Consider the following 14,620-nt stretch of genomic DNA (forward strand, 5'->3'; position numbering starts at 1 on the left):
CTCTTTCGCTGATATTTTGCTGAAGGGCAGAGAAGATTCAATGGCACAGACGAAATACAAGACGAGCCCGGTATCAACTACAAAAATGCCTGCCGGAATTCCTTATATTGTGGGGAACGAAGCAGCTGAGCGCTTCAGCTTTTACGGCATGCGGGGGATTTTGGTTGTCTTTATGACCAAATACATTCTCAATGCCAGTGGTGAGCCAGACTATATGTCGAAGGGCGATGCGTCTGCCATCTTTCATCTCTTCGTTGCTGCCGCCTATTTTTTTCCGCTGTTGGGTTCACTACTCTCAGATGTGCTCTGGGGGAAATATAAAACGATATTGGTGCTTTCCATTGTCTACTGTCTCGGCCATTTGGCTTTAGCCATTGATGTGACTCGTACTGGGCTTTACCTGGGCCTGATTCTGATCTCGATTGGTGCCGGCGGGATTAAACCCTGTGTTTCAGCACATGTGGGAGACCAGTTTGGTAATGGGAACAAGCATTTACTCAGTAAAGTCTTTGGCTGGTTTTATCTGGCCATTAATCTGGGAGCCTTCTTTTCTTCTCTGCTCATTCCCGAAGTCTTAAGAACCTATGGTCCACATTACGCATTCGGAATCCCAGGACTGTTGATGTTCATCGCCACGATTCTGTTCTGGATGGGGCGTAATAAATTTGTGCATATTCCTCCATCCGGTTGGGAAAAGTTTCGAAAAGAGACATTTGGCAAAGAGGGATTACAGGCCTTACTGAATTTATCGGTCCTCTATTATGTTTTCCTACCTGTATTCTGGGCATTATTCGATCAGACGGGATCTTCCTGGGTGTTGCAGGGGTTGCAGATGACTTCATCTAAAATCGCAGGTTTTGAGCTCACAGCCGCGAAAGTCCAGGCATTCAATCCCCTTTTCATTCTTATTTTAGTACCGACGTTTTCGTATCTCGTTTATCCTCTGATTGATAAAGTTTTCCCACTGACACCCTTGCGAAAAATATCCATTGGATTTTTTTTAGCGGCCGCCTCATTTGCCATCAGTGCGCTCATCCAGATTCAAATTGATGCAAATCCGACAAGCCCTCCTCATCTTCTCTGGCAGGCGGTACCTTATTTTGTGCTGACGGCAGGTGAAGTGATGGTTTCCATCACCTGTTTGGAGTTTTCGTATACCCAGGCTCCAAAATCGATGAAATCGTTTATTATGTCGCTCTATTTTCTCTCAGTGACAGTTGGGAATTTACTGACAGCGGGTGTGAATAAATTCAATATAATTGATAAAGAGACTTCCTATCTGGAAGGGGCCGACTATTTCTGGTTCTTTTCCGGAATCATGTTTGTGGCGGCGGTCCTGTTTATCTTTGTAGCAAAACACTATCGTGGTAAGACCTATATTCAGGGCGATGAATCCGACACATCGCTGGCTCAGGAAGAAGGGGTTCAATAAGCTTTTACAAATCTATTGCAAGAAGCTTTTCTTTACGCTCAATTTTGTTATGATTTGTTCAATGCAGTGAGTGACTGCTGGGGCAATCTAGTTAAATCGTACTTTAAAATTTATGTAGTTTAAGCAAGGAATGAAAAATGCGTTTCTCTCAGGCGTTTCAGGTAATGGTTTGCAGTATCGGGTTGGCATTGTTTGTGGGTTGTGCAGCGAAAGATGACACACGAACTTTTGATGATAAGGATTCAGAGGCGTCTGCGAAAGCAGAGCACGAACATGGACATGACCATGGTCCCAACGGCGGTCATCTTCTGGAGGTAGGCGAAGAACAATATCATGTCGAAGTGATGTTTGACAATGAAGGTCGAACATTGACAGCGTTTATTTTGGGACCTGATGCCAAAACACCGTTTCCGATTGAAGTGGAAACCATCGACTTCGATATGGAAGTGGGTGACAAAGAGCACGAGATTCCACTCGCTGCCAAACCGTTAGAAGGTGAAAAAGAGGGCAAGTCATCACGCTTCGTCGCAGAGGGGAAAGCCATCCCGGATTCGATCAAGGCGGAATCCGATTTGAATGGCCACTTCCATCTGGATATTGGCGAAGATCACTTCCATGTTGATCTGAAGCATGGAGACCATGATCATGATGGACATGACCATGATGATCACAAAGATCACGACCATGATAAAGAACACGCTGATGATAAAGACAAAAAAGCCGATGCTGCTAAAGAAGAGCCCAAAAAGGATGAAGCTAAAGCAGACGATAAGGAATAGGTTGATCGCTTTCAACTGACTGAATAAAAAACTCCCCTACTCAAAAAAGTAGGGGAGTTTTTATTTTGTCTTTGCTGTTTCTTCTATTTTTCTATAGCCAGAAGAAGCGTCGGCAGGTTTCTACAACATCGCCAAACAGAACGTAGAACAGACTGCGTTGTCCGCAATCAATTTTAGCGCTGACTTCCGCTCCAATGCGTAACGAAGGCAATTTTTCTTTTTCAAATGTCGCATAGGTTTCCACAATACTACCAGTTTCTTCGGATTGATTAGCACGTGTCGAAATCTCAGTCACTTCGCCTTCATAGCTTAATTCGTTCGAAGTGGCCAGAATGAATTCTACGGGCAAGTCGATGTCTCCTTTTCGATCCATCGCTTTGAGAATATGTCCCATCCGCTTTTCTTCCACATCGAGTTCCAACTGCCAGGGGCCCGTATCGTCCATAATTTCCAGTAGTAATTCACCACGTTGAACGGGACGGTCTTTTAAAAGTTGTTCAATTTGGAACGTGGTGACCACACCATCAATGGGAGCTTTGACATTCAATTTAGCAAGGCGACCCTCTAGAATCTCAAGGTGTTTTTTGAGCCCAAAGATTTCAGTTCGTAGTTCATTCCTTTTACCAGTTAACTCGATAATATCCTTGTTTGGCCGTTTGTCATTTCCTGTTTGTAAATTTGCGACCGTGGCTTGCAATTGTAATGCTAAACCTCTGAGTTCGTTTTTTACACCTAGTACTTCTGCTTTTAATTCGTCATTGCGGATTTCGACCAGCAGATCTCCTTTTTTCACACGCTGGCCACTTTCCACATGAATGTCAACCACCTCACCTTCCCAGTTGGTAAACACTTCGCGTTGGATTGTGGGCATCAATCTGCCATCACAAGAAACACGATAATCATAGGGCACCAAAGCGAGTGTGATTCCGACAGCAATGATGACTGCAAGAATCAGCAGAGTTTTTACCAGGGTTTTCCCACGCAAGGCTGCAAAGCAACGACCGATGAATCTCCAGAACGGCATCAGGAAGATACTTTCGTAACTACGTGAATTCGCGATACCAGTGGCAATATGGCCGGATAACAATTCTGCATGATTTTCTAAATGTGGCCTTGGTTGACTATCGGTAATCTGTTCGACGATCAGCCCACCAATCAACTTTTTCGGCACGTCACTTTTTCGACCGCTTAAAGCCTCTTCATCATGTTTAATCATTTTGTCAGGCTCAAAGAGTGGTACGATCAAAATCATACGGGTCCCACTTTCCTGCAGATAATCTGCCAGTGGTTCCTCAATTTGAGGTGGAATTGCATCCACGGCTCCTGAATAAATAAAGGTCTCCCGCATCGAAAGCACTTTATTCGAGAGCTTGGAGAGTAGTCTTACGGTGTTCGCGCGTTTGTTTACTTTATCCTGACCATTAATGGCAGTGATAACTGTTTTTTTACCGTACTGCATGGCGAGACTCACTCGGTCTGCATTCAGTAGTTGCCTGCCATCATTAACTACCGTAGCGCCCACTTCTGATAAATCCAGGCTGCGATGCAGTTGCAACACAAACTGGTCGACTTCTTCCCAAACTTCCAGTGAGGCATCGGTTTTACTGGCTTTCTCGTGTTCTGCCAGATAGTGCGACGCATAACCAGACATTTGCTCCACAAATTGCAAATAACCGGGATGGGCCTGTTTGGGAGAATTTGGGCGTTGGAAGATTTCAATCACACCAACCGGCTTTTTCCGAATCGATAAGGCAGCGACGACAATCAGGTTATCCGTGGGTAAATGCACATCAGTGTCACTATCAGCGGTAAAAATGCGTGCTTCGGCGGTGGATAAGACATCAGACAATAATCGTTGGTTCTTCAGAATGGCTTCCGGCTCTTCATAAAAACCAGTGTCAGCCAGATTGACTTCGCTTTTGATCGCGAGCCGACCACTCTCATCAATTAACCAAGCAGCACCTGCCGTTGCCCCGAGGCCGGCAACGACCCTGCGGAGAAACTCACGGAAAAATGTTTCCGGTGCCACATTTGAATGAGCGAACTCTTCAATTTCCCGTGCGATACGAACAACACGTTCACGGGTCTGGCTGGGTGATTGAGTGCTTGTCATCGAGATTGATTACCTGTTAGTTATTTCTTTTAGTATCAATTCTTATACTTCTTAAGAAGCAAAGTCTTCTGAAATTTATACGGTACAAAAGGCAGAATATATAGTTTTAGATGTCTCTTCTCGCCGTTTTTCGTGATATGGACAGTCTTACATAAGCAGATTTTATTCGGAAATGTGACTGTTTGCAAAATCCCATTTCCTCGTATCTCCCATTTTTTCCCTATGTTGTGTAAAAGAAACGGAAGATTTGTCTAACCCCTTCAACACCAAAGAATCGTATAAAACGTCTTCTTTGAGAAGAGACGCTCAAATATTTAAAGTATAACATGCGTATAAAAGAAACAAACCATAATTTGAAATCTGACAGCCACTTACAACGAGTCAGTGGGTAAAGGAGCGGGGAAATTGAGTGTGCAGATTACAGGAATGGGTGATTTGTGCCGTTTGTGTCATTCATAGAGACAAGGTGTCTCGTCTCAACCAGGCGTTAGGTTCCGATCCAACCCTGAAAATTCACAATAGCATCATGAAAAATCGCTTGTCAGTGGGGGCAGAGAGACGTTAGATATATGGCTCAGAAGTGTCTATATTTATATATGCTGGAGCATGTTGACATAGAAATCATAAACGGAAGTATTGAGACCTTCCCGAACTACTTGGATCCACATTGAGGATGAAGTGATGAAGTTAAACTTAGCGAAGACTTTTTGCTGTGCGATACTGTTAATTGGGACAAGTTGGATCTTGACCGAAAGCAGTTCGAATGCAGGTGAACAACCGCAGAATAGATCGGATTCAGCAGCACCTGTTTCTGCCATTACAATCAATGAATGCCGCATTAAGTTAATTGATCGCGTCATTTTAGGTAGTGATCGACCTGGTGTCTTGGATTACGTAGAGCCCAGTGAAGGGGAAAAAGTCAAAAAAGGGCAGGAGATTGCCGCGTTAAAAACGGAATCACTTAAAGCGGCACGCAAAACAGCCGAAACGCGTGCCACAAATGATATTGAGATTCGTTACTCCAAAAAAGCCAGAGACACTTCTTATGTTGAATTGGAAATCAATCTGGATATTAACAAACGCGTCCCAGGCACTATTACACCACTGGATATCAAGCGTTTGGAACTGAATGCCGAAAAGAGCGATTTACAAATTGAACAGGCTGAGATGGAATTCCTGATGAATAAATTGCAGCTTGAAGAAATCGACGCTCAGCTCAAAGAAACTAAGATTATTGCACCCTTTGACGGGGTTGTGACTAAAAAATTCCGCTCCACTGGCGAAGTCGTACGTCATGGAGATGAAGTGTTGGAGTTAGTCAGCACGAAACGGGTTAAAGTCGAAGGTTACGTAAATATTCAAGATACGTGGAAGTTTCATGAGGGAACTCCGGTTGAAGTCGAAGTGGACATTCCCGGAATCCGTTTACCCATCGAAGATCGAAAATATCATGGAAAAATTACATTTATCGATGTCGAAGTTGAGCCCATTCATGGAAAGTCTATCAAAGTTTGGGCAGAAGTGGAGAATCTCGACAATGTTCTGAAAGCTGGGTATATGGCCACGATGAAGATCCTGCCCGATAAGTCAGACAGCAAAGTCGCTCAGGAAACATCGGTTAAAAAGTAATCATTGCGTTTGACACAGACTGATACCAAAGAACTCCACATTACTGTTAAAGACCTTTCTTGCTCATGAGTACTTTAAGCGAATCCATGACATCCTCAACGGAACGACCGATTCCGTTGAGCGTGCGCGATGATTTGATCAGCAAGTGGATTCACTATAAAGGTCTTGGTTATTGGGTCATTAAAGATCCGGTTTCATTGAAGTACACACGATTGCATCCAGAACAATACTATATACTGAATTTGTTGAACGGAGAACTCAGTCCCGAAGAAATCAAAGATGAGGTCCATCGGCAATTTCCGACCTTGTTACTTTCCATTTCAGAGATTCAGCAATTAATTGCTGACTTGTATCGAAAAGGTCTGCTGACCAGCGGGCGCCCCGGGCAAGGGGTCACACTGATAAAACAGCACCGGGAAGAAAAAAAGAAAAAGATCTTTACCACGTTTAAGAATCTGCTTTATCTCAGGTTGCCTGGTTGGGACCCGGAAACTTCATTGCAGAAATTATATCCTTATGTGCAATGGATGTGGCGTCCCTGGGCAACGACGATGTTTGCTTTGTTAATTGTTTCATCCTGGATTCTGATTGGTGTTCAGTTCGAAGTCTTTCGTAGCAAATTACCCGAATTTCAGCAATTTTTCGGCTGGCCCAATCTGATGTATATGTGGTTTGTGCTCGGGGCTGCTAAAGTGGTGCATGAATTTGGCCATGGATTGTCGTGCAAGCATTACGGCGGCGAATGCCATGGTATGGGGATTATGTTTTTAGTGTTTAGCCCTTGCCTCTATTGTGATGTTTCTGATTCCTGGATGCTGAGGAATAAATGGAAGCGAATCATTATCGGTGGCGCGGGAATGTATATTGAAGTGATCATGTCTGCGATTGCCGTTTGGGTGTGGTGGTTCACAAAGCCAGGCTTGCTGAATCACTTAGCGTTAAATCTGTTTTTTGTATCGACGGTTACCACCGTGATATTTAATGCCAACCCATTGATGCGATTCGATGGTTACTACATGATGAGCGATTTTCTTGAAATACCTAATTTAAGGCAAAAAGCAGATAAGCATCTTCGTGATACATTTGCCTGGTATTGCCTGGGGATTGAATCTCAGCGTGATCCTTTCATGCCGGAGACAGGAAAGTTTGGATTCATTCTGTTCGCAATTGCATCCGCTTTCTATCGCTGGTTTGTGATGTTTGGGATTACGCTTTTCCTGTATACCGTTTTAAAACCATACGATTTACAAAGTATTGGAGTGACATTGGCTGTCATTTCTGTCGTGACATTTATTGGTGGCATCTTACACAACATCTACAAAATTATTAAAGCACCGAGGACCGAACCCATGAATTACTACAAAGTCACAGCGACTCTCACCGTCACTGCTGCTGTGATTCTTGGAATTCTTTTAATTCCAGTCCCCATGCATTTTGAGGCACCCTTTATTGTGGAAGGGTACGGAGTAAAGCATGTTTATACGACGGAAACCGGTCGATTAGACCGAGTCTATGTCGAACCCGGTCAAACCGTGGAAAAGGGACAGTTATTAGCAAGCATTGTGAATCTCGAAAAAGAAGATGAACTCAACAAACTAAAGGTAGATCGAAAAGTTCAAGAAGGAGAAATCCGTAAATATCTGGCATTAGATGATCTGGCCGGAGTTAAGGTATCCAAAGAAAGACTGGCTTCAACTGAAGAAAGAATTGCTGATATCGAAGAGCAATTACGAAATATGAAAGTGGTAGCACCTATCAGTGGAATCGTGATTGCCCCTGCCAGTCGGCCTGAGCCGAAATTGTCCGATTCCAAAAAACAGTTATCTGGTTGGTTTGGTACTCCCCTTGATGCGAAAAATGCCAATTGTTATCTCGAAAAACAGACTCACATGTTGAGTGTCGCTCCCGAATCGCGTTTCCAGGCGGTGTTGTTTATCGACCAGGAATACCGCAATGATTTTAAATTGAATCAAAATGTTGAACTCAAACTGGAACATTTACCTGAAAAAACCTATCAGTCACAGATTGAACGTGTTGCGCATGGGCACCTTGATTATGTACCCCCAACACTCTCAAACAAAATGGGGGGAGAAGTGCCAACAGTGACAGATAAAGATGGTCGGGAAAAATTAACCAGTACGGCTTACCAGGCGATTGTTCCACTTGATGAAGACGTCAAGTTGTTTCGAGCAAACATGCGCGGTAAAGCGCGTTTTGAAGTGAGTCAGTTAACCACCGGTCAGTGGTTATGGCGCTACTTCCGAAAAACGTTCCACTTCCGTCTCTGATTTTTTTTCCAGCTTGATTCAAATCGTCTTTCAAAGCCGCACTCAGGAACCGTATGACCAATATCCTTTCCGAAGCTGTCAAACTACTCCAAGCCAATCAGGCAAAAAAAGCAGAAGACCTTTTAAGCACTTACTATCCAGCAAATTTAAATAATGCGCAATTCCTACATTTATATGGACTGGCGGCTTCAGATTCCGGGGACTATCAGTCGGGTATCGAACGGGTGAAAAAAGCGATTGCTTTGAACCCAAAGATTGCCGAGTTTCATCATAATCTTGCAGCCATCTATCGGCTTCTGGGTGAGTTCAAGTTGTCAGAGCAATGTTATCTGACAGCGTTGCAATTGAAACCTGATTATGCAGAGGCCTATTTCAATTATTCTGCCGCCAAAAAGTTTACGAAAGATGATCCGATTGTTCCCATTCTCGAGCAACAATTGTCACGATCCGATCTTTCCGATGAAGACCGTTGTTTTTTGGGTTTTGCTGCTGGCAATATTTTCAATGATATCAAGGAGTACGACAAAGCATTTTCTTATTATGGGGTGGGAAATCGGTCCAAAAATGCCCGTTTCGATATTAATCAGTTTCGGAGTGAAATAGATCAACTCATTTCCGTTTTTTCTTCCAGTTTCATCCAGCAATGTACTTCACTGGGATCTGCCAGCCAGATCCCAGTCTTTATCTTAGGAATGCCCCGGACGGGAACAACGCTGGTGGAGCAGATCTTATCCTGTCATCCTGAAGTTCATGGAGCAGGAGAGTTGCCCGATATCGCGAGCATTGCGGGAACAATGAGACAACATGCGACTCAGAAATCTAATTTTCCGGAATGTGTAACACATCTCCCTGATAATATCTTTTCAGGATTTGCAGATGCCTATCTGCGCCGTTTGCGGACGTTCGACCAGTCGGCTGTGAGGATTATTAATAAGATGCCTCCTAATTTTTTGTATCTCGGACTGATTACGATCATGTTTCCTGAAGCAAAGATTATCCATTGCCAGAGACATCCACTTGATACTTGCCTCTCTTGTTATTTTCAACGTTTCCGCCGAGGGCATGATTATTCTTTCAATTTGAAGCATTTAGGACTTTATTATCGGGAATACGAACGATTAATGGAACATTGGCGAAACGTACTGCCGGTAAAACCTTATGAATTACACTATTCGGAACTGGTAGCCAACCAAGAAGAGCAGAGCAGGAGCTTAATTGATTTTATTGATGTTTCCTGGAATGAGCGTTGTCTGAATTTTCAGGAAAATATTCGACCAGTAACAACCGCAAGTAATTTGCAAGTCCGTCGTCCCATGAATCGATCAGGCTTAGATCGCTGGAAAAACTATGATCGTCATCTCGGAATCCTTCGAGATGCTTTGGGCATTTCTGAAACGGAATGAATGACTTGCATTCTCAGGCTTGTGAGAGGGCCCATTATTGAAGAATGGGAACAATCCCCGTTTGGTTTTGAGTCGATGCCCACCAGAGTCGCCACAATCGTTCATTGTAGCCAAAATTTTGTTTACTAATCTTTTGCAGTGCCAGCAGGATTGCTTCGTTCTGGTGAGAATATTTTACAGATACCGTTCGCATGCGAATCTTTGGTTGTTGTGAAGGCAATACAATCACGCCGTTAGGATAACGGCCCGCTAATAATCCTGCTTCAATATCAGGCGGCAGAACGACACCAGAATTTCCAAATGTACCATTCGTATTGTAACTGTAAGTCGAAGTCGCATCGGGAACCCTAACTCGATACGTATGCTTGGTGATCAATGCAGAAATCAGATCCGGGATCACAGATTGATCACCAATTGCTTCCAGTCCACTCCCAGCTCGTTGTACGATGACATTTGATTTATTTTTTAAAGCTTGAATGAAATAAGCGATCGCTTTAGTCGCGTCTCGTTTTGTGAGCGCTTGCAGTGCGGCTGTTCGGATTGCCTGATTGGGATCAGTAAGCACTAATTCCGCCAGAGGACGTAATGGTTTGTCACCTGTGATCTGAGTAAGTGTAGAAACGAGCAGGGATCGAATGGCGATGCTCTTATGCTTTCCCATTAGCCGAGCCAGACCAGCCACAGCATAAGGGTCTGAGATACTTTGAATCTCTCTTAAACCTGCTTGCTGTCTTAAGAGATCATTACCGTTAGTCCAAGCCAGCCAGAGCTTGATTTTCTTGATCCATGCGCGTTCTTTTTCGAGATCGGCTTCATTTTTTTCCAGTAATTCCAGTTCAGCAGAGGAAACATAGCGTCCTTTGTATTTGATATAACCATTGCCCCGCATTACCTCATCACGGGTTGTCCATTCGCCATTCCGTTTTGTATATCCTAGTGAGGCACGTGCTTTAGCATGATCAGGGTTGAGACGGATGATCTGTTCCATTTCCTGATTTCGCTGTGCACGCAGATGGTTTTGAGAACACCACTCAGCTAGTTTGAGGTGTGCTTCAACTGTGTCTTCAATATTTTTAGACTTTGTTTCGTATTCTTCGATGACGAGGGGGCGATTCGTGATAAACTCAATGTGCTCGGCATCGATACTAATCGAGCCACCCGAGAGAGTTTTCATGATACGAGTTTCTTTTGAACCCATTTTTGTGAAGGGGACAATTTTTCCTCGAATTTCACCACCATTTTTTAGCTTGATTAAATCTGCCGACACTTTGGTTCGTGAAGGATCTGCCAGAATGATCAATGTGCATAAAATCAGACCGATGGAGACATTGATTGGCGAGAGTTGAAATGGATGTGTGATCTTATTTCTCATACCAGTCCACTTTACGAAATTGATGGTATTCGAAGTCTTTGTCTGACTCAAAAAACGTTCAGAGATTCAAATTCAGCTTGTGCGAAACTGCTTTTATTGTAGACCTGCTAACCGGATTTGAATAGTTCTTTAAATCGGCCTGTTCTGTTTTACTAGTGAATCAAAGCCCGATTTTTTCACTGCCGAGAGAGTATATACAAACTGAATTATAGAAATAATCTGATTAAGACTCCAATGAAATCAGGAATGACGTGAAAATGTTCAGTTCTCTTAGTGAATATTCTTGAAATCCAGCCCAAACAAAGCTGGATTCCTATTTGGTAGGGTGGGTAGAATGGGGGTTGTGAAACAAGGTTCTATCGAGAGAATCTGTGATCCGAGTCTGTTTTCAAACACAGTTTTCGCTGACAGTCTTCCAGTGATGTAGACTTCAAAAGAAGTGATTTCGTTTTGATCTCAACCACTCAGGTTGTTTCCTTTCATCTACCAAAATCTGTTTCCCTTATCATAATTGAAAAGACGGCAATATGTCTGGTTGGAAGAAATTAGTTTCTGGTTTTCTGACGTTGGTTCTGATGGTTTCGTTGACTGATTGTCTTCAGGCACAAAGACTCAATGAATCCTCAGTGGGCATCTCTCTGCTTTCAAATCGGCAACTGGTTCAATACGATCTGGATCGTGTCTGGTGGGGGCAAGCCACAGTTGATGCGTCACGAGATCGAATTGTTCATTTGTCATTGGACGAAATCAATTTATACGCACTTGCGAGTTCTGGGATTATTACTGCGTTCAACAATGAAACAGGAAAAAAACTATGGGCAACACAACTGGGGAGAGGTGATGCAATTACTTATCCTCCTGTTTCAAATTCGAAGTATGTTTTTATTACCGTTGGAATGAAATTGTATTCAATCAACAGATTAAATGGTGAGATTGACTGGGAATTGCAACTTCCAAACTCGGCTTCGACCAGCCCTACCGTCGATGAAGATTCGATCTATGTCGGGACATTGAAGGGACGCATGTTTGCCTGGGATTTGAAAAAACTGGATGAGTTGAGTAGTGAATCCAAGTTACCTGCCTGGCGCGACGGTGCCATTCGCTGGACCTATCAGACAGGAGCAGCAATTAGAACACCTCCCGTTGCGACAAATCGTACATTGATTTTTGCCAGCCAGGACGGCTCACTCTATTCAGTGACTCTGACTGAGCGTCAATTGGCATTTCAGTTTGAGACAGACGCTCCCATCTCTGCAAACTTAGCCGAATTTGAGAATAGTATCTTTCTCGCTTCAGAAGACCAGAATTTGTACTGTCTGAATATAGCAAATGGGATAGTACGCTGGCGAATTCGTACTTCTTTTCCACTACGTAAACCAGTCACCGTTTTAGACAATGAAGTTTATCTTTCATCAAACAAGAATGGGCTTTTTCAGCTCTCGGCAACATCAGGTCAGGAAAAATGGTGGCAACCGTTGGGATCGACTTTTGTTTCCATGTCACCGACACGTGTTTATGCGTCTGATAAACTTGGAAATTTATTGATTCTTTCCCGTAATGATGGTGCCGTGCTTTCTGCTGTTCCCCTCAGAAAGTTCCAGGTGAAACTGATGAATGAACGGACAGATCGTATTTTCTGTTCTTCAGAGTCCGGTTTAATTATGTGTCTGAAACAGAGTGACCTTCCATTTCCGATCCGTTTCAAACACCAGGATCGCTATCCCATTCTGCCTGAAGTCACTCCCGAAACAGAGACAACCGATCCCGAGACGACTGAAGCTGTGAATGAAAATGCCAACCCGTAAAGTGTGTTTTCACTTTACGGAAAGCTAGTTTCACCCAGGTTTGTTTTCTGCTCTCTGAGTAGCTAAACTGACTCCTTGTTGAGTGTCTGGCGGCTTGATTTGTTGATTCGAAATCGATTCTCACATCTGCCTGCACTCGGGGAATATCTTTACCAGGCAGGGAAGTCTTCGCTTTTCTGCATTCTCAGGCGATTGATTTAGAAACAAATGAGTAATTCGCATCCGCGTCGTGCATTAGTGAGTGTCAGTGATAAATCAGACCTGGACGTTTTTGTCAAAGGTCTTGCTGAATTGGGATTTGAGTTTGTATCAACGGGGGGGACTCGCCGCTATTTGAAAGAGCAGGGGGTCAATGTAATTGATATTTCTGAATACACAGGCTTTCCCGAAATCATGAATGGACGCGTCAAGACACTCCACCCGAAAGTGCATGGTGCGATTCTAGGTAGGCCTGACTTAGACAGTGATGCCGAAGCCATCAGGGAATTTGAAATCGTTCCTTTTGAGTTAGTCATCTGCAATCTCTATCCTTTCGAAGAGACAATTGCCAAACCTGATGTCTCTTTATCAGAAGCAATCGAGCAAATTGATATTGGTGGCCCCAGTATGGTACGTTCTGCTGCGAAAAACCATGCTTACATTGGGATCGTCACGTCACAGACACAGTATCATCGAGTATTAGAAGCGTTACAGACAGGACCGTTGACTCCCGAGTTTCGGCTTGAGCTTTCCGCAGCCGCATTCGAAATGACCGCCTGTTACGATCGTGCGGTTGCCAATTATATGGCTTCAGTGCTGCCTTCAGAACAAGATAAAGATTCACGATTTGCCTCGCAAATGAGTCTCAATCTTGTACGTCGAGATCAATTACGTTATGGCGAAAATCCTCATCAAAGTGCCGCATTTTACATAGAGAAAACGCCTCCTGCGGCAAGTGTCGCGTTAGCTGAGCAGCTAAATGGAAAAGAACTCTCTTATAATAATTTTCTGGATCTGGATGCGGCTTTACAAATCGCAAGTGATTTTGAAAAACCAGCAGCGGTAGTAATTAAGCATACCAATCCCTGTGGTTGTGCAACCGCCGATTCGCTGGGAGAGGCGTTCGAAAAAGCGTATGCCGGTGATCCTGTCAGTGCCTTTGGTTCTATTATGAGTTTTAATCGCCCCATTGATCGAGAGACGGCAGAAAAATTATGTGAACCGAACCGATTCATAGAAGCAATTATTGCACCCGATTATGATCCAGAGGCATTTGAACTGCTGACTACTAAGCCTAAGTGGAAAAAAAATGTGCGGTTGATGAAATGTCCTTTGCCGGAATCGCCTGCTTGTGCCAGTCTTGATTATCGCAGGGTCTCGGGAGGTTTACTGGTCCAGGAGAAAGATGAATTGCGCGATGACACTTCAGACTGGAAAGTTGTCACAAAGCGCGAACCAACGGCTCAAGAAGTAAACGATTTGTCATTCGGCTGGATTGTGTGCCGACACGTAAAGTCAAATGCCATCGTCTTGGCGAAGGATGAAATGCTGCTCGGTGCTGGTGCAGGTCAGATGAGTCGTCTCGATTCATCTTATATTGCTGCTTACAAAGCTGGTGAGCGAAGCCAGGGGGCAATTGTAGCTTCTGATGCCTTTTTCCCGTTTCGCGACGGGGTGGATGAAGCGGCTAAAGCGGGTGTGACTGCCATCATTCAACCCGGTGGATCTGTACGGGATGAAGAAGTAATTGAAGCCTGTAATGAGCACCAGATTGCGATGGTCTTCACTGGTCGTCGACATTTTAAACATTAATGGCTCAA

At 43.9% G+C, this 14,620-nt stretch carries 9 protein-coding genes; 7 read left to right on the forward strand and 2 right to left on the reverse strand.

Annotated elements, in window-relative coordinates; all coding sequences use genetic code 11:
• Positions 1–40: 40 nt before the first annotated feature.
• Positions 41–1,432 (forward strand): POT family MFS transporter, encoded by a 1,392-nt coding sequence (locus V202x_RS19565; RefSeq protein WP_145178463.1) that lies wholly within the window; start codon positions 41–43, stop codon positions 1,430–1,432.
• Positions 1,433–1,569: 137 nt separating this feature from the next.
• The gene (locus tag V202x_RS27580) at positions 1,570–2,211 is read left to right on the forward strand and encodes a hypothetical protein (protein ID WP_197992976.1); all 642 of its coding nucleotides are present in this window, start codon (positions 1,570–1,572) and stop codon (positions 2,209–2,211) included.
• 91 nt (positions 2,212–2,302) lie between these two features.
• Here the strand turns inward: V202x_RS27580 and V202x_RS19575 are convergent, their stop codons facing one another.
• Positions 2,303–4,324, reverse strand: coding sequence for an HlyD family efflux transporter periplasmic adaptor subunit (locus tag V202x_RS19575; protein ID WP_145178465.1), 2,022 nt, complete (start codon positions 4,322–4,324; stop codon positions 2,303–2,305).
• Between the two features lie 681 nt (positions 4,325–5,005).
• Between V202x_RS19575 and V202x_RS19580 the strand changes: the two genes are divergently transcribed.
• The 3 genes from V202x_RS19580 (at position 5,006) to V202x_RS19590 (ending at position 9,644) form a co-directional block, all read left to right on the forward strand.
• Positions 5,006–5,953, forward strand: coding sequence for an efflux RND transporter periplasmic adaptor subunit (locus tag V202x_RS19580; protein WP_145178467.1), 948 nt, complete (start codon positions 5,006–5,008; stop codon positions 5,951–5,953).
• Positions 5,954–6,018: 65 nt separating this feature from the next.
• Entirely contained in the window at positions 6,019–8,241 is a 2,223-nt protein-coding gene (locus tag V202x_RS19585) for a hypothetical protein (protein ID WP_145178469.1), read from the forward strand.
• A 53-nt stretch (positions 8,242–8,294) separates the two neighbouring features.
• A complete protein-coding gene (locus V202x_RS19590; RefSeq protein ID WP_145178471.1) occupies positions 8,295–9,644 on the forward strand; it encodes a tetratricopeptide repeat-containing sulfotransferase family protein in 1,350 nt (449 codons plus the stop codon).
• A 34-nt stretch (positions 9,645–9,678) separates the two neighbouring features.
• On the opposite strand, the gene V202x_RS19595 is transcribed toward V202x_RS19590, so the two are convergent.
• The gene (locus tag V202x_RS19595) at positions 9,679–11,016 is read right to left on the reverse strand and encodes a HEAT repeat domain-containing protein (RefSeq protein ID WP_145178473.1); all 1,338 of its coding nucleotides are present in this window, start codon (positions 11,014–11,016) and stop codon (positions 9,679–9,681) included.
• Between the two features lie 527 nt (positions 11,017–11,543).
• On the opposite strand from V202x_RS19595, the gene V202x_RS19600 reads away from it, so the two are divergent.
• Complete coding sequence (locus V202x_RS19600) at positions 11,544–12,821, forward strand: PQQ-binding-like beta-propeller repeat protein (RefSeq protein ID WP_145178475.1); 1,278 nt, start codon at positions 11,544–11,546, stop codon at positions 12,819–12,821.
• Between the two features lie 207 nt (positions 12,822–13,028).
• Complete coding sequence (purH, locus tag V202x_RS19605; protein WP_145178477.1) at positions 13,029–14,612, forward strand: bifunctional phosphoribosylaminoimidazolecarboxamide formyltransferase/IMP cyclohydrolase; 1,584 nt, start codon at positions 13,029–13,031, stop codon at positions 14,610–14,612.
• The last annotated feature ends 8 nt before the right edge of the window (positions 14,613–14,620 follow it).

Origin of the sequence: Gimesia aquarii, from assembly GCF_007748175.1 — a bacterium.
Lineage (GTDB): Bacteria > Planctomycetota > Planctomycetia > Planctomycetales > Planctomycetaceae > Gimesia > Gimesia aquarii_A.